At 63.1% G+C, this 25,117-nt stretch carries 22 protein-coding genes and 1 pseudogene; 10 read left to right on the top strand and 13 right to left on the bottom strand.

The annotated features are described in order from the left end of the window. Positions 1-67: 67 nt before the first annotated feature. From AC1DWJ_RS13660 to AC1DWJ_RS13650, 3 genes are all read right to left on the bottom strand, one after another. Positions 68-1,603: an APC family permease gene (locus AC1DWJ_RS13660; protein ID WP_477621046.1), complete on the bottom strand. Its 1,536-nt coding sequence runs from the start codon at positions 1,601-1,603 to the stop codon at positions 68-70. A gap of 588 nt (positions 1,604-2,191) precedes the next feature. Next, positions 2,192-2,590 carry a hypothetical protein gene (locus tag AC1DWJ_RS13655; protein WP_477621045.1) on the bottom strand — a complete coding sequence of 133 codons (399 nt, stop codon included), beginning with the start codon at positions 2,588-2,590 and terminating at the stop codon, positions 2,192-2,194. A 52-nt stretch (positions 2,591-2,642) separates the two neighbouring features. Continuing rightward, complete coding sequence (locus AC1DWJ_RS13650) at positions 2,643-3,227, bottom strand: AAA family ATPase (protein ID WP_477621044.1); 585 nt, start codon at positions 3,225-3,227, stop codon at positions 2,643-2,645. Here AC1DWJ_RS13650 and AC1DWJ_RS13645 point away from each other — a divergent pair. Beyond that, a complete protein-coding gene (locus tag AC1DWJ_RS13645; RefSeq protein WP_477621043.1) occupies positions 3,112-3,513 on the top strand; it encodes a type IV secretion system protein in 402 nt (133 codons plus the stop codon). The two genes, AC1DWJ_RS13650 and AC1DWJ_RS13645, sit on opposite strands and share 116 nt — an antisense overlap. Here the strand turns inward: AC1DWJ_RS13645 and AC1DWJ_RS13640 are convergent. From AC1DWJ_RS13640 to AC1DWJ_RS13630, 3 genes are all read right to left on the bottom strand, one after another. Further along, positions 3,406-4,737, bottom strand: coding sequence for an MFS transporter (locus tag AC1DWJ_RS13640; protein WP_477621042.1), 1,332 nt, complete (start codon positions 4,735-4,737; stop codon positions 3,406-3,408). The two genes, AC1DWJ_RS13645 and AC1DWJ_RS13640, sit on opposite strands and share 108 nt — an antisense overlap. A gap of 527 nt (positions 4,738-5,264) precedes the next feature. Continuing rightward, on the bottom strand, positions 5,265-7,226 hold the full coding sequence (locus AC1DWJ_RS13635; RefSeq protein ID WP_477621041.1) for an oxidoreductase: 1,962 nt from the start codon (positions 7,224-7,226) through the stop codon (positions 5,265-5,267). A 191-nt stretch (positions 7,227-7,417) separates the two neighbouring features. Further along, complete coding sequence (locus tag AC1DWJ_RS13630; RefSeq protein WP_477621040.1) at positions 7,418-8,356, bottom strand: transporter substrate-binding domain-containing protein; 939 nt, start codon at positions 8,354-8,356, stop codon at positions 7,418-7,420. A gap of 707 nt (positions 8,357-9,063) precedes the next feature. On the opposite strand from AC1DWJ_RS13630, the gene AC1DWJ_RS13625 reads away from it, so the two are divergent. Continuing rightward, positions 9,064-9,285, top strand: coding sequence for a transposase (locus AC1DWJ_RS13625; RefSeq protein WP_477621039.1), 222 nt, complete (start codon positions 9,064-9,066; stop codon positions 9,283-9,285). Positions 9,286-9,575: 290 nt separating this feature from the next. On the opposite strand, the gene AC1DWJ_RS13620 is transcribed toward AC1DWJ_RS13625, so the two are convergent. Continuing rightward, entirely contained in the window at positions 9,576-10,346 is a 771-nt protein-coding gene (locus AC1DWJ_RS13620; protein WP_477621038.1) for a creatininase family protein, read from the bottom strand. Then, positions 10,343-11,539, bottom strand: a complete 1,197-nt coding sequence (locus AC1DWJ_RS13615; protein WP_477621037.1) for a homogentisate 1,2-dioxygenase domain-containing protein — start codon at positions 11,537-11,539, stop codon at positions 10,343-10,345. Before AC1DWJ_RS13615 ends, AC1DWJ_RS13620 begins: the two co-directional genes overlap by 4 nt. Positions 11,540-11,606: 67 nt before the next feature. Here AC1DWJ_RS13615 and AC1DWJ_RS13610 point away from each other — a divergent pair, with 67 nt between their 5' ends. The 4 genes and pseudogenes from AC1DWJ_RS13610 to AC1DWJ_RS13595 all read left to right on the top strand — a co-directional run bounded on the left by AC1DWJ_RS13610 (position 11,607) and on the right by AC1DWJ_RS13595 (position 14,430). Then, the gene (locus AC1DWJ_RS13610; protein WP_477621036.1) at positions 11,607-12,509 is read left to right on the top strand and encodes a hypothetical protein; all 903 of its coding nucleotides are present in this window, start codon (positions 11,607-11,609) and stop codon (positions 12,507-12,509) included. Beyond that, positions 12,506-13,714: a fumarylacetoacetase gene (gene fahA / locus AC1DWJ_RS13605; protein ID WP_477621035.1), complete on the top strand. Its 1,209-nt coding sequence runs from the start codon at positions 12,506-12,508 to the stop codon at positions 13,712-13,714. The genes AC1DWJ_RS13610 and fahA overlap by 4 nt, the downstream gene beginning before the upstream one ends. A gap of 11 nt (positions 13,715-13,725) precedes the next feature. Beyond that, positions 13,726-13,926, top strand: a pseudogene (locus AC1DWJ_RS13600) (helix-turn-helix domain-containing protein); the annotation flags it as partial. An 81-nt stretch (positions 13,927-14,007) separates the two neighbouring features. Next, entirely contained in the window at positions 14,008-14,430 is a 423-nt protein-coding gene (locus AC1DWJ_RS13595) for an IclR family transcriptional regulator (protein WP_477621217.1), read from the top strand. Between the two features lie 52 nt (positions 14,431-14,482). On the opposite strand, the gene AC1DWJ_RS13590 is transcribed toward AC1DWJ_RS13595, so the two are convergent. The 3 genes from AC1DWJ_RS13590 to AC1DWJ_RS13580 all read right to left on the bottom strand — a co-directional run bounded on the left by AC1DWJ_RS13590 (position 14,483) and on the right by AC1DWJ_RS13580 (position 18,565). Further along, positions 14,483-15,943 carry an aldehyde dehydrogenase family protein gene (locus tag AC1DWJ_RS13590; protein WP_477621034.1) on the bottom strand — a complete coding sequence of 487 codons (1,461 nt, stop codon included), beginning with the start codon at positions 15,941-15,943 and terminating at the stop codon, positions 14,483-14,485. Positions 15,944-16,017: 74 nt separating this feature from the next. Further along, the gene (locus tag AC1DWJ_RS13585; protein ID WP_477621033.1) at positions 16,018-16,590 is read right to left on the bottom strand and encodes a hypothetical protein; all 573 of its coding nucleotides are present in this window, start codon (positions 16,588-16,590) and stop codon (positions 16,018-16,020) included. Next, positions 16,583-18,565: a primary-amine oxidase gene (locus AC1DWJ_RS13580; protein WP_477621032.1), complete on the bottom strand. Its 1,983-nt coding sequence runs from the start codon at positions 18,563-18,565 to the stop codon at positions 16,583-16,585. The genes AC1DWJ_RS13585 and AC1DWJ_RS13580 overlap by 8 nt, the downstream gene beginning before the upstream one ends. A gap of 275 nt (positions 18,566-18,840) precedes the next feature. On the opposite strand from AC1DWJ_RS13580, the gene AC1DWJ_RS13575 reads away from it, so the two are divergent. Next, on the top strand, positions 18,841-19,731 hold the full coding sequence (locus tag AC1DWJ_RS13575; RefSeq protein WP_477621031.1) for an amino acid ABC transporter permease: 891 nt from the start codon (positions 18,841-18,843) through the stop codon (positions 19,729-19,731). Between the two features lie 80 nt (positions 19,732-19,811). Further along, positions 19,812-20,558 carry an amino acid ABC transporter ATP-binding protein gene (locus AC1DWJ_RS13570; protein WP_477621212.1) on the top strand — a complete coding sequence of 249 codons (747 nt, stop codon included), beginning with the start codon at positions 19,812-19,814 and terminating at the stop codon, positions 20,556-20,558. Between the two features lie 357 nt (positions 20,559-20,915). Here AC1DWJ_RS13570 and AC1DWJ_RS13565 read toward each other — a convergent pair whose 3' ends face one another. Both AC1DWJ_RS13565 and AC1DWJ_RS13560 read right to left on the bottom strand, forming a co-directional pair. Next, the gene (locus AC1DWJ_RS13565) at positions 20,916-21,479 is read right to left on the bottom strand and encodes a helix-turn-helix domain-containing protein (RefSeq protein WP_477621030.1); all 564 of its coding nucleotides are present in this window, start codon (positions 21,477-21,479) and stop codon (positions 20,916-20,918) included. A 27-nt stretch (positions 21,480-21,506) separates the two neighbouring features. Beyond that, positions 21,507-22,811, bottom strand: coding sequence for an NAD(P)/FAD-dependent oxidoreductase (locus AC1DWJ_RS13560; protein WP_477621211.1), 1,305 nt, complete (start codon positions 22,809-22,811; stop codon positions 21,507-21,509). Between AC1DWJ_RS13560 and AC1DWJ_RS13555 the strand changes: the two genes are divergently transcribed. Both AC1DWJ_RS13555 and AC1DWJ_RS13550 read left to right on the top strand, forming a co-directional pair. Beyond that, positions 22,806-23,771: an alpha/beta fold hydrolase gene (locus tag AC1DWJ_RS13555; protein WP_477621029.1), complete on the top strand. Its 966-nt coding sequence runs from the start codon at positions 22,806-22,808 to the stop codon at positions 23,769-23,771. The genes AC1DWJ_RS13560 and AC1DWJ_RS13555 overlap by 6 nt on opposite strands. Further along, complete coding sequence (locus tag AC1DWJ_RS13550) at positions 23,768-25,105, top strand: LLM class flavin-dependent oxidoreductase (protein ID WP_477621028.1); 1,338 nt, start codon at positions 23,768-23,770, stop codon at positions 25,103-25,105. The genes AC1DWJ_RS13555 and AC1DWJ_RS13550 overlap by 4 nt, the downstream gene beginning before the upstream one ends. Positions 25,106-25,117: the final 12 nt, after the last annotated feature.

The following is a 25,117-nucleotide window of genomic DNA, read 5'->3' as shown; positions in this document are numbered from 1 at the left end:
CCCGGCCCGAGGTCAGCGTCCAGTTCTCACTGGGATCATCACCATCCGCAGGGAAGCACCCATGCCGCTACCCGACTAGATCGGCGACTGCGGCCGCGTTCTCACCACGGCGGCGGGCGACGCCGACAACGGCACCGATGATGAACACCACGAACGGGAGGAACACCAGCGTGTAGCCCAGGAAACTTAGTCCCCACGCCTGCGCGGTGGGGTCGACACCCTTGGCGACCGTGCCCGCGAGCAGCCCGAACCGGGACATCAGCAGGTACTCACCGATCAACAGTCCGAGTGCGGCCAGGATCGGCGCGATCACGGCCTTCCAGACGTTCGCCTCCCCCGGGTGTCGGCGGAAGAACGCGACCACCGCCATGCAGACGAGGAACTCCACGAGCACGATGGCTACCACCGCCAGGCCACTGAACCAGAAGAACAGGTTGAGGACAGGGTCCTTGCCCGCAAGTGCGAAGACCACGATCACGATCGCGGTGATGACCGAGGTGACGATCGAGCCGGTGAGCGGCGCCCCGGACTTGTTGACTCGGTCGAGGCGCGAGGGCAGCACACCGGCGCGACCCATCGAGAAGAAGTAGCGGGCGGCGGAGTTTTGGAAGGCGAGCAGGCCGGCGAACAGGCTGCTGAGCACCAGCCAGCTCATCAGCGAGGACAACCAGCCGCCGACGTACTCCCGGGCCACGGAGAAGATGACCTGCGCCGAGTCGACCAACGGCACCCCGCCCACCGACGAGCGCTTGGCTGCCTCGTCGACGGCGTGGGATGCGCCCAGGGCCGTGACGACGGCGAAGGTGGTCAGCGCGAAGAGGAGGGTGATGATCGTGACCGCCAGGTACGTCGCGATCGGCACCGAACGCTTCGGGTCCTTCGACTCCTCGCCGTAGATGGCGGTCGCCTCGAACCCGATGAACGAGGCGAAGGCGAACGCCAAGGCGATGCCGGAGGCGCCGCTGAGTCCCCCGACGAAGATCTTCGACGGAGAGAACGAGGCACCCCAGTTGACGCCCTCGGGACCGCCCTGGATGAACACCGCGACCGAAACAAGGACGAGCGAGGCGAGCTCGATGAGCATCAGCACGCCCAGCACCTTGGCGCCGACGTCGACGCTGAAGGCCGAGAGTGCCAGTACGATCGTCCACGCGAGCAGGCTCCAAGCCCACCACGGGAGGTCGATGCTCAGCTCGGACTGCATCTGGCTGTGCATGACCGCGCCGAAGAACCCGAAGATCGCCAACTGGATGGCCAGGTAGGCCACCAGTGAAGCGTAGGCGCTGCCCACGCCGGGGCCGATACCGAGACCGCGGCCGACGTACGCGAAGAAGGCGCCGGCGTTCGTGACCCGCTGGCTCATGGTCGCGTACCCCACGCTGAACAGCAGCAGCACGATGCCGACGGCGAGGTAGGCGCCGGGAACAGCGGCGCCATTGCCCAGCACCACGGCGACCGGGAGCGCCCCGGTCATGCCGACCAGCGGGCTGGCCGCCGCAATTACGTAGAAGACGATGCCGACGACTCCGAGTCGTCCGCCGCGCAAAGAGGTGGTCTCGGTCTCTACCGGGGCGGGGGACAGCTGGCTCACGATGGTCTCCATCAGATTGTACGGACCCGAACGACTTTGGCAGTGAGGTTGGCAGCGATTGCCCCCGGTGTCAATAGACGGCAGTGCCGGAGCGGGTTCGCCAACCCGCCGGCCGGTCAGTGTCAGTGTCAGTGACGCCCAGCTCCGAGCCGTTGCTCGGCTACTTCGTAGTGCGAATGCCCTAGTGGCTAAAGGGGCGCGCTGCCGGCCGTTGCCGCCCACCGCTCTCCCGTGCGCGCGGCGTGAACGGCATCTGCGCTCGAGTTGTTCGATCAGCGCGAGACGATCCGTCGTTCGGGACACGTCGTTGGGACTGCCCATTGCGGTTCACATTCAAATCTCGGGTGTGGGCTCCTGCGTTCGGGCGTCATGCAACGCCGTCGGCCAACTCAGTCGTAGCGCGTTGGTCTGCCGAGTGAAGGCCTCCTCTTGGCGGCGGACTTCATGGGCAGCGATGTCTGCTCCGGCGGTGACGATCGCCTTCTGGAGGACCTCGTCCTGATCGACGTGTTCGACGTCGCCATGCGATATCGCTGCGTCTGGTTCGTGCGCTGTGTCGACGTGGAGCCCGGTCGACTCCCACCCCCTGCTCGCCATCACCTACAGCGTTCCCGCAGCGTGGTCGAGGTGATGTAGGCGTGAGCAGTGTCCACGGTTCGGCCCTGGGCCCTGTGTGCAGTCGATGCGGTACCCCAGTTCGACGTGCTCGCGAACATATTCAGCCGGCAGCAGCGCAGCCGCGCCTCCACTGGGCGAGTAACTCAGAGCGAACCCGTCCGTGCCGCTCGCGGTGACGACCCAGTCGTCGCCGTTCTTGACCCACCCGTGTTCGGTGGTCAGCGCGCGCACGTTGAGCCGGGTCACGACGACGTCCCCCACCCCGACGACCGTCCCGTCGCCGCAACGAATCCCGTCCTGCAGGACCTCTCCAGCATGCAGCCGCCACGCCCGGGCCCGCGCGTTGAGCTCGTGGACGGTGTCCGCGTCGGCGGCGACCATGAGCGAAGACCTCCCGGCCCGTTGGTCGGTGAGCCACGCGTCGAACAGCAGGTCAAGCACGTATGCGCGCACCGGACTCGACCCGGCCGTGCGCGGCATACTCCTCCGCCACGGTGACGTCGCCCACTCGCAGCCGCAACGTCGCATCGCCCTCCCACGCTTGCCGGAACCGGCGCACATCACGCAGCGTCGCGACACCCTGCCCGGCGGCATCGGCGAGCAGCTTGAACGCGCCCCCGGCCTGCACCGGCGACAGCTGGGCCCAGTCCCCAACGAGGAGCACCTTCGCTCCCGCCTTGGTGGCGGCAGCGGTGATGTAGTCCAGGTCCTTGACCGCGGCCATCGGCGCCTCATCCACGATGACCAGCTGCCCTGGTCGCAGAGCCCAGCGCCGGAATGCCACAGGTTCTGCCTGCGCTCGGAGTTGCAACTGGCGTGTGGCTTGTGAGGGGTACGCGCCGGCCATGTGCGCGGCAAGCCTCCGCCAGCGCGCCTGGCACTCGGGGAGGGAACGGTGCTCGATGATCCACTTCGCGGTGTTCTCCGTCGGGACGCCGACAGCGTCGGCGAGGACCTCCGCCGCTGCCGCGGACGACGCCAGCCCGACGACAGACCCAGGCCCGTACTCGGCCCGCACGCCAGCCATCGTGGTCATCCTCGCGGCAGTCGTCGTCGTGTGGGCCGCCATGATGATCCGCAAGGTCATGCTGCTGATCGCCGCGGCGCTGGCGCCTATGGCGTTCTGCGGCGCGACGGCCGCCATCGCCCCCGGCTGGGTGCGCAAGTGGGTCGAGTTCGTCTGCGCGATGATCGTCTCAAAGCTCCTGCTCATCATCATCCTGAGCATCGGGATCTCCGTGTTCAACGGTGCGGGACAGGATGGCGGCGACGTCGCCCAGACCAGCACGCAACTCGCCGGATAGGCGGCGGTCGAGCACGGTGACGGCGGCCGCCCCTAGCACGGCGGTCCCGCCTCCCACGAGCAGGAGTCGTGGGCCGAAGCCGACGAGCAAACCGGCCAGCGCCGTGCCGCCGGAGGCGGCGCTGACTTTCAGCGCTGCCAGCGTGATGAACACCTGAGCCCGGGCCCGCGGGGGCGCGTACGCGTTGCGGGCCGCGAAGGTGGCGGTGACGAAGGGTGCTGTCGCGACCCCCATCAGCGCGAAGCCGACGACGCCCCATCCGAATGACGGGGCCAGAGCGCACATCCCGAAGCAGACGGCGACCAGTGCGACGTGCCGGGTGGTGAGGAGGTCGGGCTCACCGGACAGCGGAAACGCGCTGAGCACCAGGGACGCGAGCAGGTTTCCGCCGCCCATCACGGCCAGTAGCAGCGCCGCCGTGCTCGCGGACACGTCGTAAGGGTGGGCGAGCTGGACCACGACGACGGCCAGCCCGGCCTGTGCGGCGGCCGTGATCATGGTGGCGTAGTTGACCCGGCGCAGCGCCGGGTCGCGCAGGACCAGCGGGAGCACCTCGGCGATGCGTGGCACCTCGGCCGGATCTCGCGCGGGAGCCTTGGGCAGGGTCTGCACGACGACCGCCGACGTTAGCGCCATCGCACTGAGAGTCAGCAGCGCCCACGCGGGCGACGCCAGGCCGCTGAGTAGCGCAACCAGTGCGGGACCTGACGTCGCCGCGACACCGTAGATGGTGGCGTCCATCCCTTGCGCGCGACGCTGCGCCACCTCCTCGCGGGGAACCAACTCGGCCACGCGGCTGCTCAGGCCGCTGGTCAACATCGGGCCGCCCAGACCGGCGAGCACGATCAGGAGGGCGACCATGGGGGCGGGAAGGCGCCCCAAGGACCACGTCGCCAAGGCAAGCAGAACCCCCACCGACAGGTAGACGACCCCCAGCAGCCGGCGGTGGTCGCGCGCCAAGTCGAGGCGACGCGCCAGCAACGGCCCCGCCAGATGGGGCAGGGTGAATAGGGCAACGAGCAGCCCACCGGTACGCGCGGCGGACCCGGGCTCAAGCCGGCCCTGCGCGAGAAGAAGCAGCCCCACCCCGGTGCCGGCATCGACCATCCGGACACCGATACCAGTCACACAGAAACTCAAGGCCGCCTTGGACCGCAGGCCCGGTTCCGTAACCGCTGCCGCTGCTGAAGGGGATTGCATCGGACCAGCCTTGCCTGAGGTCATGACAATCCCCACGCGAGCCCGGTAGGGCACCCGAGACAGATGAGCTGACGGTCCGCATAACCACAGGTCGGGTGAACGCGGAACCTTGTCACAGTGGCCCCACGTGCACGCGTAGTGGCCCTGCGAAGTCGTCCGCCTGGCGGCGAAAAGACGCGCCTAAGCATCGAAGCCAGGGCGGCAGCCATCCGAGCTCCGCCCTCCCATCCACGGTAGAGGCCGCCGATTCAGCGCCTGACCAAAGCCGAGCCGATCAGCGATTTCGAGGCTACGACGGGAGACACAGATTACCGACGACCCGAATGAAGCCATGGTGTCCAACTCATGATCCGCACTGGAGTGCCCTACGTGGCCGGGACGAGCGCTACCGCTATCCCGATCGGACCCGCACCATTGACAACCAACGGGAGGCTTTCTCCCACCGGCGTAGAACGACAGCGCTGGGCGGGTGCGGCTTTGGCTTGTGCCCGGTGAGCCGGTCATCAGCAGTGATTTGTCACGCCTTCGTTTCGTACTGGGCACGTCTGAACTCAGAGCGTAGAGACCGCAAGGCGTGCATGAAGAATGGCCTGTTCGATCCCTCGTGGGGAGTAGGCATCGCCAACCACGATCGTTGCCGTGGCGGAGTCCGACAGGTCAGCCAGCATTGCGCTGTCCGGTAGAGGGGACGATATCCATACCAAGGTTTCCACGTCGTGCAGGGTCTCCGTGCTCCGGCGGAAGTCGCGACGCACGATCACGCCCTTGAGCGACGTCCCGACGACTTCAGTGATGGGGGAAAAGCGAACTCCCCGCTCGCTTAGGGCTTGATATTCCAGACGCCAATTAGTGATCTCGAGGGCTGCGCCTGGATACAGTTCGGGGGTCAGGTAGCGCACGTCGCAACCTCGTTCGATCAGGCGCCGGGCCAGGTTGAAGCCCGGCCAGTCAGCGAGCGAGTCGTAAATGACAATCCGACCCACGGGGATGTCACCGGTCAACGCCTCGTCGAGGCCGACAATTTTCACGGGCGTCTCGCCGCTGTCTTGTGTCGTCGCCGAGCTGTGGAGGTGAGCAGGGGGAACCGGGTGGATGGCCCCTGTCGCGAGGATGACCGCGTCGTACTGTGCGGCAGCGATCGTCTGCGAAGTAGCAGGCTCCCCGACGCGGATCTGCACGCCCGCTTGGCGGGTCTGTTGCTCTAGCCACTCGACGATGCCCAGTAGCTCGCCACGTCCTGGCGTCTGGGAAGCAGTGAGAGCTTGGCCGCCGAGCCGCGAGGCTCGCTCGATCAAGGTGACGTGGTGACCTCGGTGAGCAGCAACGCGCGCAGACTCCAAGCCGGCTGGTCCTCCCCCCACAACCAAAATGCTTCTGGAGACTGAGCCCTGGTCTACGTCTTCGGGGACCGTGAGTTCCCGACCGACCCTGGGGTTATGAATACACCGGATTCCGCGCCCCCTGCCGAGGCTGTCTGTGCAATTCATAGCACCAACACATGGGCGGATGTCGAGGCTACGTCCCGTCCGCGCCTTCTCGGGAAAATATGGGTCGGCTATCAAAGCGCGGGCCATCACTACCGCATCGCAGCTCTGGGACTCGAGCAGATCCTCGGCTGTCCGCGGGTGGTTGATTCGGCCAACCATGAAGACTGGGACGTCCAACACGTTCTTGACCTGGCGACCGTACTTCTGCAAGAGGCCTGTGGGAAACGTCATGTTGGGAATGTTTTGGGCGCTGCTCCAGGCATCCGCGTAGTGTCCCCTGGTCAGACTCATGTAGTCGAAACATCCCCAGGTCCCCATCGTGCCGATCGCCTCGACCATGTCCATCTGGCTGGGTTCATCCCCCCCAAGACCCGCCGCAGAGACTCGGGCGCCCACAGCTAGCCCGGGGCCGGCAGCATCACGCACCGCTCGAGCGATCAGTTCGGCGAAGCGGAGACGATTTTCGAGGGCGCCGCCCCAGTCGTCGGTGCGATGATTGGTTTTCGGAGAGATGAATTGCTCGACGAGGTTTCCGTGTGCGAAGTGCAGTTCAATACCCGACAGAAGCCCCTCGCGGCAGCGTCTCGCGGCAGCAGCAAACATTTCGACGATCTCGAGGATCTCCGCCTCGGCGAGGGCGTGGGGGACGCGCCAACGTTCCCCCGTGTGGGTGCTTCCTTGTGCTGTAGGAGCAACATGTGTTTCGGCGCCTGTGCCCGAGTACTCGCCCTGACTTCCAGGGTGGTACAACTCCGCACTGTAGTGAGCCCCGGACTCCCGGGCCGCCGCTGAGACCGCCTGGTAGTCAGGGACGATCGTGCTGTCGACGTTTTTCAGGTCGCCGTAATCCCGGCTCACGCTGGTGGCCTGAGATACGAGTAGAGCGGCGCCGCCTCGTGAACGCGTGCGGTGGTATTCGATCAGCTGCTCGGTGAATCCACCGTCCTTGGCGAACCCGGTTGCATGTGCAGCGTTCACTATGCGGTTCTTGAGGACGATAGGACCCACCGCCAGCGGTGAGAACAAGAGCGGATACTCAGGCACTTTTCCTTCAGTCCTTCTATGCTGGGGCTCAGCTGCTGCCCTCTATGCGTAGAGGTGGCGCAGCGGGGCAGGTCGAGACCACATCAGGAGACGGTCTGCGAGTGCGACCGCCTCCTGATGTAGAAGTGCCCAACTTCGGTTGGGTCGGACTACAACCCAACCCTCACTAGCGGTCACCCAGCGGAGGTTCCCACCGGCGTCTTTGTCAGCGGGTTGATTGTGATCTCGTCCTTCGGCACGGCGCCCTGTTTGGCGTCGTACTTGGCGAGGGCGTCGGCGACAGTCCCGTCAGCCTCGATGGCCTTAAACGCCCCGAGAATTGCTTCGGTCAAGCCCGGGTTGTCCTTGCTGACCGCGATGCCGTAGAGGCCAGCGTCGTATTCTTTTGTCTGCTCGTAGTCCATCTCGATGGCCTTGAGGGCGCCGCCACTGTCCTTGGCCAGATCTCGCGTCGACAGGGCACTTTCGAAGTAGAGGTCGTTCTGGCCCGAACGTACCGACGTGAAGCCGCCGGAGGCGTCGCCGAACTCAGCCAGCTTGATAGCCGGCTTACCCTGCGAGGTGCAGTACTTGTGGCTTGCGCCCTCAAGCATCGGCTTGAAGAAGGCTCCGGCGACGATGGCGGTCTTTAGGCCGCAAAGACTCCCGAGGTCACTGGTGATGTGGTTTGGGTTGTCGGCGGGGAGCGCGACTCCGAGATGCGAAATATACCAAGGGACCATGTCGGCGATGGTCTTCTCACGTACGGCGGTGTCGCTGATCTGTCCCATGAGGACGTCGAGAGTCCCCGACTGGAGACCAGGGAGCTGACCCGGGAAAGCGGTGTTCTTGAACTCCATGTTCACGCCGAGAACCTCAGACATCGCTTTGGTAAGCAACGGCGCGACGCCGACGGGCTTGGTCGCGTCGGCCGGGTTGGCGTTCAGGAGAGGCAGACTTTCGAAGGCGCCACCTACGACGATCTTGCCGGAGTCACGGATCTCCTTCGGGAGCTTGTCGTGCAGCGCCTGGTCGAACTTGTCCGATCTCGAGGCGGAAGCATGGGAATCGCCCGAGTCGTTGGAACAGGCAGTGACGCCCGTCGCCACCGCCACGGCCAGGCTCGCGATCACGCCGACACGGCGCAGCCTAGGTCTAGAAGTACTCATGTGTCTTCCTGTCATTGTGTTCGCGCGAGGCACTAAGGATGTGAACGCGACTCCATTGGGTGTTTCGTATGATACAACGAACGTACATCATACGACCACAGGGATGCCCTACTTTTTTTTGCGGCCTCCGAATTCAGGGTCGATCGTTGCAGCGGTCTGGTAGGCGGAGCCTCGATGCCGAGGCCACGAGGCCCGGAGCTAGTTCCCCTCTCCGCACCGCGGACCTAGCGGAGGTCGGTGTGTTACGCGACTGTCCCTGGCTCAGGTCGCTACAGGCATGCCTTCCTCGACGCGACCTAATGCAAAGCCCTGGTCGGCGCCCGGTGTCCTAGGCGGTGGTGATCGTGACCGGCGTCACCGCAGACGGCCGTTCTGAGGTCCTCGGTTCGATGTCGGGGACTCCGGGCCCAGGGCGTTCTGAACCACGTTCTTTCGCGGGCTGAAGACCGCGATGGTCGGTGTTCCTCGGCCGCCCGACAAAGGTGCCGGGCGCACCTCATGCGCAAGGTCCTCCCGGTCGCGCCGATTGCGCAAGTCCGAGCTGGTCGCTGCGCCGATGCACAGGGGCTTCGCCCAACCCGACGCCGAGCACGTCCACGAGCGGTGCGTGGTGATGGCCACGATGTTCGACCCGCAGCTAACCAAGGTCGAACAGTTGTTCCGCGGGGCCGATGAGACCTCCTCCCCTTGACTGGGTTCCACGGCTCATGGAAGAAGATTGGTCGACCAACCCGCTCGAGCGGCTGAACACGGAAGTGAAACGCCGGACCGACGTCGTCCGAGGTCTTCCCCAGCGCGCCGCGCTGCACCCTTGGCCGACGCCGTCCTGGTCGAGGGAGCACGACGCAGGGCGTCTAACCGCCGAACGCACTACCTTTCCGAGCGCCCCATAGCCTCGTCACCGAAAGCCCAACGCAACGGTACTACCGAACTCCTGACGACATCACTAAGAGCTAGTGACCGCAGGGAGTCGATGGCTCCACCACTCAGCGGACGTCAGCGGCCTGGTCGCGACAACCGCGTGATCGTTATGACTTCGGTTCAGACAGACGCAGCGGTTGCGCCCTCGTGCGGCGAGACGATCGCGCTGCCTACAGCAACTATTGCCTCAGGAAGACACGAGGCCTCGGCGGTCCCTATCGTTGCCGAATAGCGCTTCTGATTGACCGTCCGCCCGAGAGGGTCACATCGTAGCGGCGAGGTCGAGAATGCGGTCGCTCAAGGCGCCGACGACCTCCTCGAGAGCGTTTTCCCCATGCGACGTCGAAGCCAGTTCAGGAGTGTCGGTGTACCCGTTGAGTTGTGCCCAGATAGTCGGGTCGTAGACACCTGCGCCGGGGGATGCAGCTACGTCTACTCCCGGGCGGGCCTCGGCGGGTCGTACCAACTCAGGATGGACAGCCAGCATCAATGACGTCTCGTACTGACCCGCGTGCCCGGGTAGGGGCGCATGGACGGCATAACGCTTCGCGAAGGACCAGTAGTCGAGGGGCGCCACGGCCATCGACGTTGTCGTTGACACTGCCGCCGCTGCGGCATGACAGACCGCCGTGTTGCCACCGTGGCCGTTGACAAGGACCACACGTCGGACCCCGCTTGCTTGAAGACTTTCCAGCGCGTCCGTGACGAAGGCCAGCATGGTCGACGGGGAGACCGAGATGGTGCCTCCGAAGGGCAAGTGGTGATCAGAGGAGCCGATCGAGACGATGCGCGCGATGATCAGCGGGCAGGCGGCGGTACTCGCAGACCTGGCGATAGCTCGGTCCAGGATCGATTCGGCTAGCAGGATGTCGGTGCCCGTGGGAAGGTGCGGACCGTGTTGTTCGGTGGCGCCGAGGGGGATGAGGACCAATGCGTCCGGCGCCACCTCGCGAACTTCCTCACGGGTCAGCGTCTCCCATCGAAAGAGGTTGGTCTTCGGGAGGCGCCCGTCGACCGGCATATCGACGCTCACGACTTGGACTCCACTCCGTGAGCCCATGACCAGGCGTAGAGGCCATCGTCGCTGGCCTGAGCACCTTCCCCCAGTTCGAGAGGTCTGAAGGTGTCAACCATGACTGCGAGCTCATCAAAGTACTCGGCGCCTAACGCCGCTTCCATCGCACCCGGCTGGGGCCCGTGGGCGTGCCCGCCGGGGTGCAGCGAGATCGAGCCGACGTTAATCCCGGACCCCTTGCGCGCCTCATAGTCTCCTCCGACGTAGAACATCACCTCATCGCTGTCGACATTGGAGTGGTAATACGGAACCGGAACTGCCTCAGGGTGGTAGTCCACCTTCCGGGGCACAAAGTTGCAGATGACAAAATTGTCGCCTTCAAAAACCTGGTGCGCGGGCGGAGGCTGGTGGACCTTGCCGGTGATTGGCATGAAGTCAGAGACGTTGAACGTATATGGGTAGAGACACCCGTCCCATCCGACGACGTCAAAGGGGTGGGCCGCGTACGTCATGCGTGTGCCCACTGGTCCGTCGGCCCCGCGGTGCTTGACCAGAACGTCGACATCACGACCCTCGACCAGCAAGGGTTCGTCGGGTCCGTGCAGATCGCGCTCACAGTATGGCGCGTGCTCCAATAGTTGTCCGTAGCGCGACAAGTAGCGCTTGGGGGGTGCAATGTGGCTGTTGGCCTCTACGACGAGGAGCCGGCTCACTTCGCTCGGCAACCAGCGATGCGTAGTGCCCCTTGGAATGACAACGTAGTCGCCGAGACTATAGGTCAGGCGCCCGAACACGGTCTCGATAACCCCGGCCCCCGACTCCACATAAATGCACTCATCACCGACTGCGTTGCGATACAGCGGCGACACAGAACCTGCCACGGCGTAGCTAATCCGCACGTCTTGGTTCCCAAGCACGAGACAACGCCCTTCGACAGGATCGACCGCGTGTGCGTCATCCCGGGCGAATAGTTCGTGAAGCCGCAGATGGCGCGGCTTCAAAGGATAGTTGGTGACGGTGGACTGATCGCGCAGTAGCCAGGGCTGGCTGTCCACCAGCGCTGATGGAATGGATTGGTGATACAGCAGCGAAGAGTCCGAGGAGAAGCCCTCTTCGCCCATCAACTCTTCGTAGTGGAGCGAGCCGGCCGCGTTGCGCAATTGCGTGTGGCGATGACGGGGGAGTCGGCCGAGCTGTCGGTAGTACGGCATCCAGGGTTCCTAACCGATTATCGGACATCGTTGTTCGTTCTTAGAATACTCGGCTAGGATGTCGACCATGTCAAGAACGGTTCCTCGCCTGTTGCGTCATCTCATTGACGATGCTGCGATCTTCCCTCCCGGTGAGCTGCCGCTCGCCAGTGCGGTAACCCAGCACGTCGACTATCGACGCACCGAGGCGAGCGGCTTGGTCGGCCCGCTCATCGTTCGGGCTGAGTTGGTTCCAACCGTCGCCGGGCTGATTGATAGCGACCGGTTGGAACACCCACTCGATCTGATCGCCATCACGAGACCTCCCGGCGTAGGCGAGTTGGTCCGAGAAGCGAACCTTCATCCACAGCTCAGGCTTGTGGGTATCGAGCTGTTTGTGGCTGCGGATGTTGACGCCATCGATCAGCTGGCCGCGCGCCTCGAAGAACTTCGGCGAGTATCCGACCTCTCGGACCGATGCCGTGTCGCTATCGAGTTACCCCGCTTCGGAAGCGAGGGGTGCACACTTGCGGCTTGGACAGCTGCGGTGGAATCCGTCGCGCGGCACGGGTTCGACCTGAAGTTTCGACTTGGGGGCACTTCGGCCGATGCCTTCCCCGACGAGGGGGAGGTCGCACAAGCGATCTCCGCGTCGGTAGCCAAGAATCTTCCGTTCAAATGCACTGCGGGACTGCACAGGGCACTCCGGCACCGTGATCCCCGGACCGGGTTCGAGCATCATGGTTTTCTTAACATCCTCCTCGCCACGGCTGTCGCGGAGCGCGGCGGAGACGAAGCAGAGATCATCGATGCACTGACCCTGCGCGATGAGAAAGCCATGGTCGCTCGTGTCCTTGGACTGGACCGAGATCACGCGCACAGTGTTCGCGAGCACTTCCTCTCGTACGGATCATGCAGTGTCACCGAGCCCTTAGACGATCTCGTCACGCTGGGCCTTATGTGCGTTGACGACGCCAAGGATCAACCATGATTGCCAAGACCACCTGGGTTCCAGGCGCGTCGGGGTCCCTTTGGGACGTCGACAACCTGCCGTATGGCGTCTTTGCACACCAGGGGTCTCATGCCCGCGTCGGCACTCGCATAGGCGATTTCGTCTTCGACCTCACCTACGCCTCCAAACAAGATCACGCAGAGTTTGGCCCTTTGTTCGCTTGCCCGTCGCTGGGTGCGCTCATGGCCGCCGGACCGGACACCTGGGAACGAGTGCGCGCCTGGGTCAAGACACTACTGACCGACCGGAACCGAGAGGCGACGTTCACATCCGGGCTCCTCCCGATCCGTGAGATCGACCTCCAGCTGCCATTCAACGTCGGTGACTACGTGGACTTTTACGCGTCAATTGATCACGCCTCCAACGTGGGTCGAATATTTCGTTCAGGCCAAGAGCCGCTGTTGCCAAACTGGCGGCATCTGCCCGTCGGCTATCACGGACGCTCCGGGACCGTGGTCGTTTCCGGCACCCCGGTTCAGCGTCCGTGGGGTCAGCGGCCGGAGCCCGGCGGCCCACCCTCATTGGGGCCGTCACGACGACTCGACATCGAAGCGGAACTAGGTTTCGTAGTGGGTGCTCCGTCTGTTCACGGATCTCCGATTTCCACCGCGGACTTCCGCAGACATGTCTTCGGAGTCGTCGGGTTGAACGACTGGTCGGCCAGAGACATCCAGGCCTGGGAGTATGTTCCGCTGGGCCCGTTCCTGGGCAAGTCTTTCGCTACGAGTGTTTCGGCGTGGGTGACCCCACTTGCTGCTCTCGAGGCCGCAACCGTCGCGCTTCCTGTTCAACATCCTGAGCCTTTGCCATACCTCTCCGATCAGGGTGGGGACGGATACGACATTGAGGTTGAGGTCGAGGTCAACGGCGAGATCGTCGCTAAGCCGCCCTATCGCTCGATGTACTGGAGCGCTGCTCAGATGCTGGCTCACATGACCGTCAACGGAGCTTCGGTGCGGACAGGTGACCTTTACGGGTCCGGAACGATCTCGGGACCCGCACGTGATCAGCGAGGCTCGTTCCTCGAGCTGAGCTGGGGCGGGACGGAACCTTGGGTTGTCGGAGACGGCTCCAGAACGTTCCTCGAAGATGGCGACTTGGTAGTCCTGCGATACACCGCTCCGACCCTGACTGGACGGTTGGCATTGGGCGAGGTCGCCGGCATCATCGATCCTGCGAGGTAGATTTCTTCTCTATGGGATCGCCCGAACGTCCGGCAGGTTTGAACAGCTCAGCGCAGGCAGGATCACAGTCCTTGGAACGGGGCCTGCTGGTTCTGCGGACGCTGGCGGCGAGACCAGAGGGGCTCTTGGTCAGCGAGGTGAGTCGGGAGACAGGGTTGCATCGGTCCATAGTCAACCGAGCGCTGGTCAGCCTCTTCAAGTCGGACTTCGCTACGCGCGACGGGAACGGACGATACCGGGTAGGGCCAGCGGTTGATCAGATCGCGGGGCAAACCCGACCCAGAATTCGTGACGTGGCGGAACCAGTTCTTCAGGATTTGGCCCTTCGTCTTGGAGCGACCGCCAGCCTCGTCGAGGTCATGGGGGCATCGGCTGTGGCCACCGTTGTCGCCGAACCGTCAGCTGACGGCCCCTGGTTTTCCTATCGTCTCGGCAACCGTGACCCCTTGGATCGCGGCGCTGGAGGTCTCGCCGCCCTGGCGGCTGGTGAGCCGTTACCGCAAGAGCCAGCCCGCGTCAACGACGTCCGCAGGGACGGGTATGTCGTGACCGAGGGCGAACTCAACTCTGGTGCGCTGGGACTCGCGGCACCGATCACCAACACCCGCGGTCTGCGAGCAAGCGTGAACGTGGTCACCAACAGCCGTGAGATCATCAATCAAGGAGTCCCGGCGGTGATGGCGGCCGCTCAACGAATTGCTGCCGCGATCGGCTAGTAGAGACGTAGTCGTCCGCCCCACACTGCTCCCATTCGGTTCGCACGGACGCTCAGCCGATGATGTTCACCGACTTCTCCACCGTTTCGGCCAATAGCCCGGACAGGCCGAGTTCCTCGCCCACACCACTGGTCTTCACTCCTAGCCACGGCATCGCCGGGTGAGGCACACCCCAAGCGTTCACCCAGACCGAGCCGGTCTTCAAGTGCCTGACGTAGTGGTTGACTGCGCTGTTGTCCTTAGTCCAAAGGACCGCGGTCAGACCGTACGCCGTGTCGTTCGCGAGCCGCAGGGCTTCTTCGTCGTCCGCCACCTTGATCAGGGTGCCGACGGGGCCAAAGATCTCTTCACGTGCGATCACGTGATCGTTGGTCGCGGCGAAAAGGGTCGGCTCGAAGAAATAACCCACCTGGCCAATCCGCTGTCCCCCGGTCAAGAGAGTCGCGCCGCCGGACAGTCCGCGCTCAACATAACCTTCAACTCGCGCGAGTTGTCGCGAGTTGATGAGGGTGCCCATCTGCGTCGTTTCCGCGAAAGGGTCGCCTACGGTGACGTCCCGGGCAAACTCAACAAGCCTCGCACTGAATTCGTCGAAGAGGCTTTCGTGCACGATGATCCGGCTGCCCGCCGCACATGTCTGCCCCTGATTGGCAAAGATTGCGATTGCCGCGGTCGGGATAACCTGGTCGAGATCGGCGTCCCCACGCACGATCTGCGGAGACTTACCTCCGAGTTCCAGCGTGACCCTCTTGAAGGCGGAAGACCCGATCGCCGCGATGTGTCGGCCGACCTCAGGGCTGCCCGTGAATGAGATCTTGTCGACCGAGGGATGCCGGACCAGTGCATCTCCGGCGAGTTCGCCGGTGCCCGTTACCAGGTTGACGACCCCTGCCGGGAAGCCAGCCCTGTCGAGAAGATCGATCAGACGAAGCGTGCTGAGCGAGGCGTCCTCCGCCGACTTGAGCACCACCGTGTTCCCGGCAGCCAGCGCCGGAGCCAGTTTCCACGTCGTGATCATCGTCGGTGCGTTCCAGGGTGTGATCGCGCCGACCACTCCTAGCGGCTGCCGGATCGTGTACGAAGTCCTCGGCCTGCCGAGGAAATCTGGCATCGCGAAGGTGGTCCCTACGATCTTGTCCGCCCAGCCGGCAAAGTGGCGGATCGTTTCCACAGCGCTCGGAATCTCGATGTGCATTGGCTCGAAGAACGGCCGTCCGATGTCCAGCGCCTCGAGTTGGGCAAGCTCTTCACGATGTTCCTCGACAAGGTCGGCCCAGCGCCACAAAAGCTGTGCACGTTCTATTCCTGAGATCCGGGACCACTCACCATCGTCGACCTGCCGGCGGGCAGCCTGCACTGCCCGGTTGACGTCGTCGGCCCCACCCGCAGCCAGGTGACCGATCGTCTCGCCTGTCGCTGGATTCTCTACCGCGAGTGTCTCTTCGCTTGCCGCAGAGGACCACTCTCCGTCGATGAAGAGCAACCCCTTGGGAACATCAATGTGCTCGGCCACTGGTTTCACCTTTTCTTGTTCAGGAGGCGCGGAAGCGTCTCGCGATTCGTACAAACTGTGCAGTCCAACGACGTTCAGCCGTGTCCGGCAAAGAGCATTAGCGTCATACCGGCGGTCATCGCCGCTGCCTCCAGGCCGCGCCCGCGTCGGCGCAGGGCCAGCATGGCCACGACGGTTGCGCCACCTACTGCGCCATAGGTGAGAGCGACTCCGATCGTCATGAAGTCGGGTGGGGGTGTCGCGGCTGGCAGGCTCATAGCAACGCCCATTCCGGCGGCCGGCTCCATCTGGTGGTGGCTGGGGGCGGACCCGAGGCGCTGGGTAGCGCCCAGGCCGAATAGCAGAGCCGCCATCAACAGCGCTCCACTGACCCGGTGGCTGCTGAGAAGGAGATCAGGCGCACTTGCGTCTCGTGCCTGCACGGTCCGTAGGGCCGAGCCGAGGCACGCGGCAGCCAGCAGTGCAGCAGCGCCGTAGCGCAACGATGCTGACATGCCGGTTGTCATCCAACAGGTCATCAGGGCGGCCATCGCTGTGCACAGAACCCGATCCCATTTTGCGCAGTGTCGGTCCATCACGCAGAGAAGAGTCGCGCTGACGACTAGGCCGATTGATATCCAACCGTAGTAGCTGTGCAACTCAGCCATGGCCGTGCCCGCAGCCGCATCCTTCGCCGCATCCGGAGCTGTTGCACTGCCCGTGCCTTTGGCTTGCTGGCACGTCCAGCGTGGGATTGCGGTCGAAGAACCCGTCGGGCTTGAGGGTGAAACCAGCTAGGTCGACCGGCATCACCGGCCAGTCCTCAGTGCGCGGGTAGTGAGTAAGTCCGAAGGTATGCCATATGACAATGTCCTCTCCGTCGATGTCCGCGTCCTCGCGGACGTAGGTGGGCAGGCCGGCATCGCCCGGGTGCTGATTCACTACTCGACCCGCTGCCCATAGTTCGTCGCGTCTGAAGCGCGTGACCCACAAATGATGTTGCGCGAACGCCGCGCGACGAGTCACCGGCGAACCGGTTGCGCTCAGCAACGCAGGTTGCCCCTGAGGGGTGAGGACGTATGAGGTCGGCTTCCCAAGGTAGTTGGTGTGCTCTGCGCTGGAGATCGACCAGACCCGGCCGAGAGCGTTGTTGGCGTCACGCACTGCGCCAAGTTCGGACTTAAGCCTGGTCGCCTTCCGACCCAGCGCGTTGCCCCACTCGTTGCCGTCGCCCATCTCGACTGGGGCGACTTCGAACTCGGTGACGTAGTTCTTCGTCCCATCGACGGCCATGTCGAGCCGAGCCGAGAATAGGTGCTGATGCACGGGGGCACCGAGTCCTGGCGCGATCTCGGTCGCGTACGCGTAGTCGTCCCCTGGGTATCCAGAGGTGAAGACGATTCCGGTCGCCTTGCACTCAAATTCGATCTTGCCGTCTAGGTAGAAGTACCAGTAGAACCCGTAGTCGTAGTTCCCCACGGTGACGAAGAAGGAGATCACAAGCCGTCGTTGGCGACGGGTTTCGGCGCTGCCGGAGAAGATGTCGAGGTGCTTCCACAGGATTCCTGCGTCCTCCTCGTGGATGCAAATGGCGTTGCGTATGTTCGCGGGTCGCCCGAAGTCATCTGCGACCACTGCGTCCATGTAGGTGATGTCGCCGAGGCAGTCGCATCCCAGTTCCAAGGAGTTAGCGACTCGGCCCAGTTGGTACTCACCAGCGTCGAAGTAGTTCTGCCATGCGTGGGTGGGCGTCGGATCTGCGTAGTTGACGACCATCTCCGAGATTGAGGCCCGGTGAATGACTGAACGATCGACGCCCTTGTCTTGGAAAGAGACCTCGTGCAGCGTCAACCCTTCTCGCCCGTTGAACCCCACCCGTACTTTCCAGTTCTCCCATTCGAGGACGTTGTCTTGAAGGGAGAAGCTGACTCCGTCTGGCTGCGTGATGTCGATGGGTCGCAAAGATTCCCGCAGAGGCCCGCGTACCTCGGGTGCGAGGTAATCTCCAGACTGCGCAGGAACATCGACGTGGTCCGTCTCCACGACCCGTAAGACTCGTCGCCCGGTGAGGTCGACATGCGCGACGACGCCGTCGATTGGGTGGGCCCAAATGCTGTCTTGTGGATAGTCGCGTCGGAAAGCGAGTACACGTGTGATGCGCACACCGACTTCGTCGTCATAACCGAAGACACCGCCACTGAGTGGAACCGCGATCACATTGCTCAGGTCAGCCACCCCGCGCTTCTTGATGGCTTCGACCCAAGATCGATCGGTTTTCAGGAGTTGATCAACCACCTCCAGGTCGTCGTCCTGGGGTGGCATCTGTCCGTCGCTCTTCGGGTCGAGCGCGACCTCGTCCACAACCGTGCCGGACGTCAGATCCACCACGACATCAAGCAGGGGTCCCATGGGGGAGTCGCCTAGCAATGCCGAGATCTCCCGTGGCAGCGCGGCCCAGTTGCCTCGGTCCGCGAGATCGCTCTTGGTGGGCTCTCGCAACGCCACGTAGGCGAACCGCGTGCGGTCATCGACATACCCCAGGCGCGTCAGGGTCTCGCGAAACTCGACGATTTCGGGTTCGCTCAACGGCGTCAGCGGGTGCGCGGGCAGGACCTTCTCGGCGGTGCTACTGGTCAGTTTCATGGGAACTTCCTATGGGTCGAGCCCGTGGTCTCGCGGGCCCCGGGGATGAAGCCATCGTAGTATTATTATAACCATGTGTGTATCATACGAAACGAATTTTGGGTGCGCGGCGACATCGCAGTGCCCGTGGGCGCGACCGATCCGGGCCGCGTCTAGACGTCCGCTTCGAGGGTGGGAGCCCCAACGGGTGGGCGTAACTTCAGCTGGAGAGCACGGCCGGTCCTAAGGTGAAGCAAACGATTTGGCGGCGCAGGTGCGCTGACCATGGAGGTTCCATGATGAAGACGTCAGGATTGCCGCCAACCTCGTCGCCGACGAGTGACGAACTGGAAGCAGGCGAATCTGCGATCAATCCGAAAGTTGTCCCAGTCCGTCACTACGGGCGGTACTTAGCCGCGCTCCTAGCCCTGTTGGTCGTAGCGCAGGTGGTGGCCGCGCTTGTCCTCAACGAGAACATCAAATGGAACGTCACTGGCGACTACCTCTTCAATGACGCGGTCTTGCATGGCCTGTTGGTCACGCTCGAGCTGACAGTGATCGCCATGCTCGCGTCCCTGGTCCTGGCCATAGTGATCGCGATCATGCGCATGTCGCCGAGCCGAATCATGAACACGATCTCGTGGGGGTACGTGTACATCTTCCGGGGCGTGCCGCTGCTGGTATTGCTGATCCTGGTGGGCAACCTTGGGCTGTTCTTCAACCAGTTCACCATCGGCGTCCCGCGGACCGGGATCGAGCTGTACTCCGCGCCCATGCGCGACGTGATGACGCCATTCGTCGCATCGGCTGTCGGACTGACCCTGTCAGGTTCCGCCTACATGAGCGAGATCGTGCGTGGGGGTCTCCTCGCAGTACACCCGGGTCAGCGCGCCGCGGCCAAGGCGCTGGGCCTAGACGGTCGCAAAACCCTTCAGCACATCGTGCTTCCCCAAGCGCTACGCGTCATCATCCCGCCCCTAGGCAACGAGTTCGTGAACCTACTGAAGGCGACATCTCTGGTATCCGTCATCGCCGGCGGGGACTTGCTCACGGTCACTCACAGCATCGGGGGCGTCACGTATCGAGTGATCGAACTAATGATGGTTGCCACCATCTGGTACTTGCTGGCGATCACTGTATTCAGTGTGTTCCAGTACTTTGTCGAGAGGAAGTTTGCAGAGCAATGAGCCCGTCCAATGACAGAGCCTCGCGTCCCGTGGCCGGACTTGCCGCAGAGCTGGCCGACCGACGTGGTGCTCGAATTCAGATGCACAATGTCAACAAGTCCTACGGTGACAACCCTGTGCTGTTCGACGTCAACCTCGACCTTCCCGCCGAAGAAACGACCTGCTTCATCGGACCCTCCGGCTCGGGGAAGAGCACCCTCCTTCGATGCATCAACCATCTTGAGGAGATCAACAGCGGACGAATTCTCGTAGATAACCAGCTCATCGGGTACAAGATCCGGAAGGGACGGATCCATGAGATGAAGGAGCGCGAAGCTGCTCAACGGCGCATCGATATTGGAATGGTGTTCCAGAGCTTCAACCTCTTCCCCCACATGACCGCACTCGAGAATGTTGCGTTCGCTCCGGCATGTGTCAAGGGTGAGTCGCGATCTCAAGCGCGAGATCGAGCGGCTCGGCTGCTCGAGCGAGTTGGGCTCAGCGGTAAGGAGTCCTCATATCCGTCCCAACTTTCGGGCGGCCAGCAGCAGCGAGTCGCGATTGCGCGAGCGCTCGCCATGGAGCCCAAAGTCATGCTGTTCGACGAACCGACCAGCGCCCTTGACCCAGAGCTCGTCGGCGAAGTCCTCGCGGTGATCAGAGAGCTTGCAACGTCCGGGACGATGACGATGGTCGTCGTGACACATGAGATGGGGTTTGCCCGCGAAGTTGCGGACAAGGTCGTGTTCATGGATGCGGGCAGGATCGTCGAGTTGGGGACGCCAGACCAGGTGCTGAGCAACCCTCAAAACGATCGAACCAAGAACTTCCTCACAGCTGTGCTCTGAGGAGACCTGCTATGTATGTCGATGTCCAGAGTGACCTCAGAGTGACCCTGCAAGATCGGGATAACTTCAGCTCGTTGAGCGTGATGCATGCGGCAGGTGCCGAGAGGGACGTCGATCAAGCGCTGCGTAATGCGGGTGCGGGCCATTTGACAGGCTCCGACCACGCGGCGCTGTCGCCAGTGTGGCTCCGCCTACAAGGTCCCCAGGGCTCGTGGCAAGAGCGCTGTGACTCGATGTTGGCGATGGCAAAGTCGGCCGGCTGGATTGAACTCGATGGCTCGGTGATCGCACACTTAGTCGCTCGCTTGGACCCTCCTCAGTAAGCTCATGCGGAAGTTCGCCCGCGTCTGGGCTTCATCACAACGATGTTGCGTAGGCAAGAACGATGAGCACGCTCGCTTTGCCACCAACTGGCCGCCAGCGATGAGCACGGTCGGCCGCGTAATTCGCGTAATCGCCCACCTCAAGATGTACTTGCTGGTTGACCGGTCCTACCTGAATGGATCCCGATGTAACGACTACGTGCTCTCGGGATCCGAGACCGTGGGACGCCGAGGTCTCTCCGCGCCCATCGCGGAACGTGACGTTGTGAATCTCGATGCTGCCGCTGTTGATGAGTTGGCGTCCCAGGATGAACCCAGCGGATGAGTCATCGGAGATGTCTTCCCCTTCGCCCCGGCGGACGACGACAACCCCCCTTTCCCCGTTCTGCTCGATAAGTGCCGAGACGGACACCCTGAAACTCTCCGCGATGGCCTCGATGGTTCCGATCGTCGCGTTAGTTCGGCCGCGCTCAACCTTGTAGAGCGTTGCCTTGGCGACCCCCGACCGCTCTGACAGGGCCGAGAGTGACAAACCGCTACGTTCGCGGAGACGTTGGACGTTTTCAGCGAGCGTCTCGACAACTGAGGTGGGTTCCACTTGAGCAGTATAAAGACGGGTTAGCACCTAGAGTGGACGGATCCCCGTTCCCCCATGTGGTCGGTAGCCGTGCAGCCTCTCGGGTGAGAGCGCCTGGACGTCTTTGTCCTTGGTAGCACCCGTCAGCGCTATCTCTGCCAATGGATCGGCGAGCGCTGGAGCCAGCCCTGCGCCGTGACCGCTCAGACCGGCCGCGAATGAGAGCCCGAACACCCCGCCATTGCCCACGATCGGGAGCTCGTCAGCGGTCACGTCTATTGCCCCGGTCCAGATCTCCTCAACGGTGAGGTTGCCGGCCAGCTGAGGCGCCATCGTGGCGAGTCGGGCTGTCCCTTTTCGGACGTCGCGCTTGTTTGCTGGATACTCGCGCGACCCGAGGGGGCGCAAGGGTTGTCTCCGTACCACGTCCCATAGGTCCCGAGCCAAGTCACGGCCTGCGCGAAGTCTTATCTGACGTCGGGATCGCAGATACGTGCTGAATAGGCGAACACTGGAGCGCAGGTCTTCCCATACGAGGTGGACGTCAACGAATCCGCCGTATGCGAATACGATCCGCCCCCGCGTGTCCTGCCGGAAGCCGAGTGCGCCCATCTCCCAAACGGTGCAGTTGGTGAGCGGGGGCACTGGAGCGGTCGCGGCCATAGTGGTTACACCGACGTGGATGGGGAGGTTGATCCCTGTGCGTGCAAGCAGTCGTCGAGACCAAGCGCCGGTTGCCACGACCACGGCGGGTGCGGCAACACTGCCGCGGTCCGTGACGACGCCCCGCACGTGTCGCTGGCCGATGAGGAGGTCCGTGACGGGTGTGCCTTCGACGATTAGTACGCCGTGATCCTCGGCTAGTGCTCGCAACGCGGTCAGCATCAGCGTCGGTTCGACTTGGAGGTCTAGAGGGGTGAAGCCGGCGTAGTGATACTCGTCAGCGAGCCAAGGATGGTCGCGGGCCAAGTCATGTGCGTCCAACTGTAGAAATGGGATGCCGGCCCGTTGAGCGATGCTCGCCCAGGCTGAGATCGCCTCCCGACTGGATGCGTCTTTGCCTGCCAATGAGAGGTGGCCGCCGGAGCGCAGCCCGCCTCCTTGGAGCTCGCTCGTGGCCATCTCACTCCACTGCTGGCGAGCGCGCCGCATCAGTTGCGTTTCCAACGGGTGACGACCCTGCTCTCGGATGAAGCCCATGTGCCGGCTCGACTGGCCAACTCCGATGGATCTCGCCTCCAGCAGCACTACGCGTGTGCATTGCCGACGCAACGCGATTGCAGTCAACAGGCCGACGAGTCCGCCCCCGACCACGACCGCATCTGCGGTCTCGGGTAGGCCTTCTAAGTGCATCCACTCTTGCTGTCGCGCGGTCACTATGCGATCATAAGGCAGCATCATAAGAAACGAAAGCGTGGCCCGCTGTCGGTGTGTGTCGTCGACGGTCGGGTCCCGCCTCCGCCATACCTCAAGCGTAGGAAGAAGGGCGATGTAGTGCCGCCGCAGAAGAAGTGGGCCTTCTATACCGAGCCGAGCAGGCTCCACGTCCGCGACGTCAACGTCGCTTACCGGAGGAAGGGTGCGGGAGAGCCTGTCGTGTACTTCCACGGCGCGGGCCTGACGCGACGGTGGTTGCCCTTCTACGAGGAGATGTCCTCAAGGGTCGACCTTATCGTTCCCGAGCACCCTGGTTTTGGTGACACCGCGATGCCCGAGTGGCTCGAGGACTTCGACGACTTGGCACTCCACTACGACGACTTTGCCGATCAGCTCGGCTTGGACAAATTTCATCTCGTCGGGCACTCGCTGGGCGGGTGGATGGCTGCGCACTTCGCGGTCTTCTTCGGCCATCGCCTGCACAGTCTGCAGCTAATCGCCCCCGCTGGTCTGCGCGGCAGTGCTCTCAGGGACCCATTTCGGCAAAATGGCGAGGAGGCCCTCGATCGGACCTTTAACGGTTCCGCGACCGCCTACCCCGAGTACCTCGAAGAGGATGAGCCAGTAGAACAGCTCATCCATGACTATACCGAGCTCACCACGACAGCGCGGCTAACGTGGAATCCTCGGCACGACGACAGGCTCGAGCGGCGCTTGGCCAGGGTGAAGGTGCCTGCCCAGGTGATTCTCCCGGACGAAGACCGGATTCTGGACACATCCGTGATGGCCCAGTACGCCGACTACCTCGACAGCGCCGAAGTCGTCACTGTCCGCGGCACCAATCGTCCTACGTCCCACGTGCCTTACGTACAAGAGCCCGAGGCGCTTGCCGAACTAATCACGTCCTTTATCAACGCCAACGGAGCCGACGCATGAACCAATTGGAGTTTTACCTCAACAATGGTGGGAAGTACAGTTTCATCCCTCGGCGCGAGCAACTAGAGAAGTCGATCTACATTTCCACATCCACCAAGTACTACGACTCCGTTCGTGGGCAGCGAATTATCGAGGATTTTCTCGACGGGATGGTCCTGGGTGAAGAACTTGGATTCGACGGGCTACTCGTTCTAGAGCAACATGGAGGGCCAAATGCGGTAGCGGGGCAGTCGGTGATCTTGGCTACGGCGCTTGCCGCCCGGACCCGCAACATCCGGGTGGGGACAGTTGGAGCCATCATGAATACTTACCTTACTCCGATGCGGTATGCCGAGGAAGTCGTGGCCCTCGACTACGTTTCACGAGGTCGCTACTTCTTCGGGATGCCCCTTGGAATTGGGCCTAATTACCATGCGCTGGGGCTCGATCCAACCCATGCACGCGAGCGCCATCGCGAGGGCCACGACTTGATGAAGAAGGCATTCACTGAGGATGGGCCGTTCGACTGGGACGGAAAATTCTTCCGCGCCCCCTATGCGAATCTTTGGCCCAAGCCGCTGCAGAAGCCTCATCCTGAGATCTGGGTGCCAGCCGTGGGATCGAAAGAGTCGCTGAAGTTCGCGGCCGATAACCGATACACCTACCTAGCCGTCCTCGTGCCCCTGCCAGTTCTGCTAAAGAACGTGCAGACCTTCCGAGGGCTATGCGAGGAGGCCGGGTACACCGCCGACCCCAAGCAAATCGTCGCTACCGCCACGGTTCACGTCGCGGAGACCGACCGCCAGGCACGACAAGAGGTCGAAGCTCACTACATGTCCATTCTCCAGAACTCGTATGGTTCGGCTTTCCACGACTCGTTTCCACCTGGACACGTCACGGCACAGTCGCTGCGCGGGATGATGGCCGGCGGCTACCGGAGCAAAGAGATCTCGGACACCACCTTCGAAGAGGCCATGGCGGACCGGATGATCATCTGTGGTTCTCCCGACACAGTGGCAGAGCAGATCGAGGAGTTGACAGCAGCTATGGGCGCTGGCCGTCTTGTCGTCACTGGGGATGCATGGACGATGCCGGCATGGCTGACCCGGAAGAACATGACCTTGTTCGCTGAAGAGGTCATGCCCCGTTTCCGTCCCCCGGGTGGCAAGCCCGTGTGGGACAGGAGCGAAGGGGCTGGATTTAAGACCATCTCCGAATACGGTGCGCAGGTCGAGGAACCCTTGGCACGCCCCACGGTTCGACTCCATGGGACAGGGGTCGTTGACATCCGGACCGCGCACGTGCCGGAACTTCGTGTTCCACTCGACGAGTCCGATCCTGGCGCGAACACGTGAAAGGCACCTCCA

The organism is Pedococcus sp. P2_D7 (assembly GCF_056404295.1).
This window is presented reverse-complemented; position numbering and strand designations above follow the sequence as displayed.

What these genes read in the sequence shown, in the direction of transcription:
- AC1DWJ_RS13660 (WP_477621046.1), bottom strand. Translation starts at nt 1,603, where the DNA reads ATGGAGACCATCGTGAGCCAGCTGTCCCCCGCCCCGGTAGAGACCGAG.
- AC1DWJ_RS13655 (WP_477621045.1), bottom strand. Translation starts at nt 2,590, where the DNA reads ATGGTCGCCGCCGACGCGGACACCGTCCACGAGCTCAACGCGCGGGCC.
- AC1DWJ_RS13645 (WP_477621043.1), top strand. Translation starts at nt 3,112, where the DNA reads ATGATCCACTTCGCGGTGTTCTCCGTCGGGACGCCGACAGCGTCGGCG.
- AC1DWJ_RS13640 (WP_477621042.1), bottom strand. Translation starts at nt 4,737, where the DNA reads ATGACCTCAGGCAAGGCTGGTCCGATGCAATCCCCTTCAGCAGCGGCA.
- AC1DWJ_RS13625 (WP_477621039.1), top strand. Translation starts at nt 9,064, where the DNA reads ATGAGACCTCCTCCCCTTGACTGGGTTCCACGGCTCATGGAAGAAGAT.
- AC1DWJ_RS13615 (WP_477621037.1), bottom strand. Translation starts at nt 11,539, where the DNA reads ATGCCGTACTACCGACAGCTCGGCCGACTCCCCCGTCATCGCCACACG.
- AC1DWJ_RS13610 (WP_477621036.1), top strand. Translation starts at nt 11,607, where the DNA reads ATGTCAAGAACGGTTCCTCGCCTGTTGCGTCATCTCATTGACGATGCT.
- fahA (WP_477621035.1), top strand. Translation starts at nt 12,506, where the DNA reads ATGATTGCCAAGACCACCTGGGTTCCAGGCGCGTCGGGGTCCCTTTGG.
- AC1DWJ_RS13585 (WP_477621033.1), bottom strand. Translation starts at nt 16,590, where the DNA reads ATGGCTGAGTTGCACAGCTACTACGGTTGGATATCAATCGGCCTAGTC.
- AC1DWJ_RS13580 (WP_477621032.1), bottom strand. Translation starts at nt 18,565, where the DNA reads ATGAAACTGACCAGTAGCACCGCCGAGAAGGTCCTGCCCGCGCACCCG.
- AC1DWJ_RS13575 (WP_477621031.1), top strand. Translation starts at nt 18,841, where the DNA reads ATGATGAAGACGTCAGGATTGCCGCCAACCTCGTCGCCGACGAGTGAC.
- AC1DWJ_RS13570 (WP_477621212.1), top strand. Translation starts at nt 19,812, where the DNA reads ATGCACAATGTCAACAAGTCCTACGGTGACAACCCTGTGCTGTTCGAC.
- AC1DWJ_RS13560 (WP_477621211.1), bottom strand. Translation starts at nt 22,811, where the DNA reads ATGCACTTAGAAGGCCTACCCGAGACCGCAGATGCGGTCGTGGTCGGG.
- AC1DWJ_RS13550 (WP_477621028.1), top strand. Translation starts at nt 23,768, where the DNA reads ATGAACCAATTGGAGTTTTACCTCAACAATGGTGGGAAGTACAGTTTC.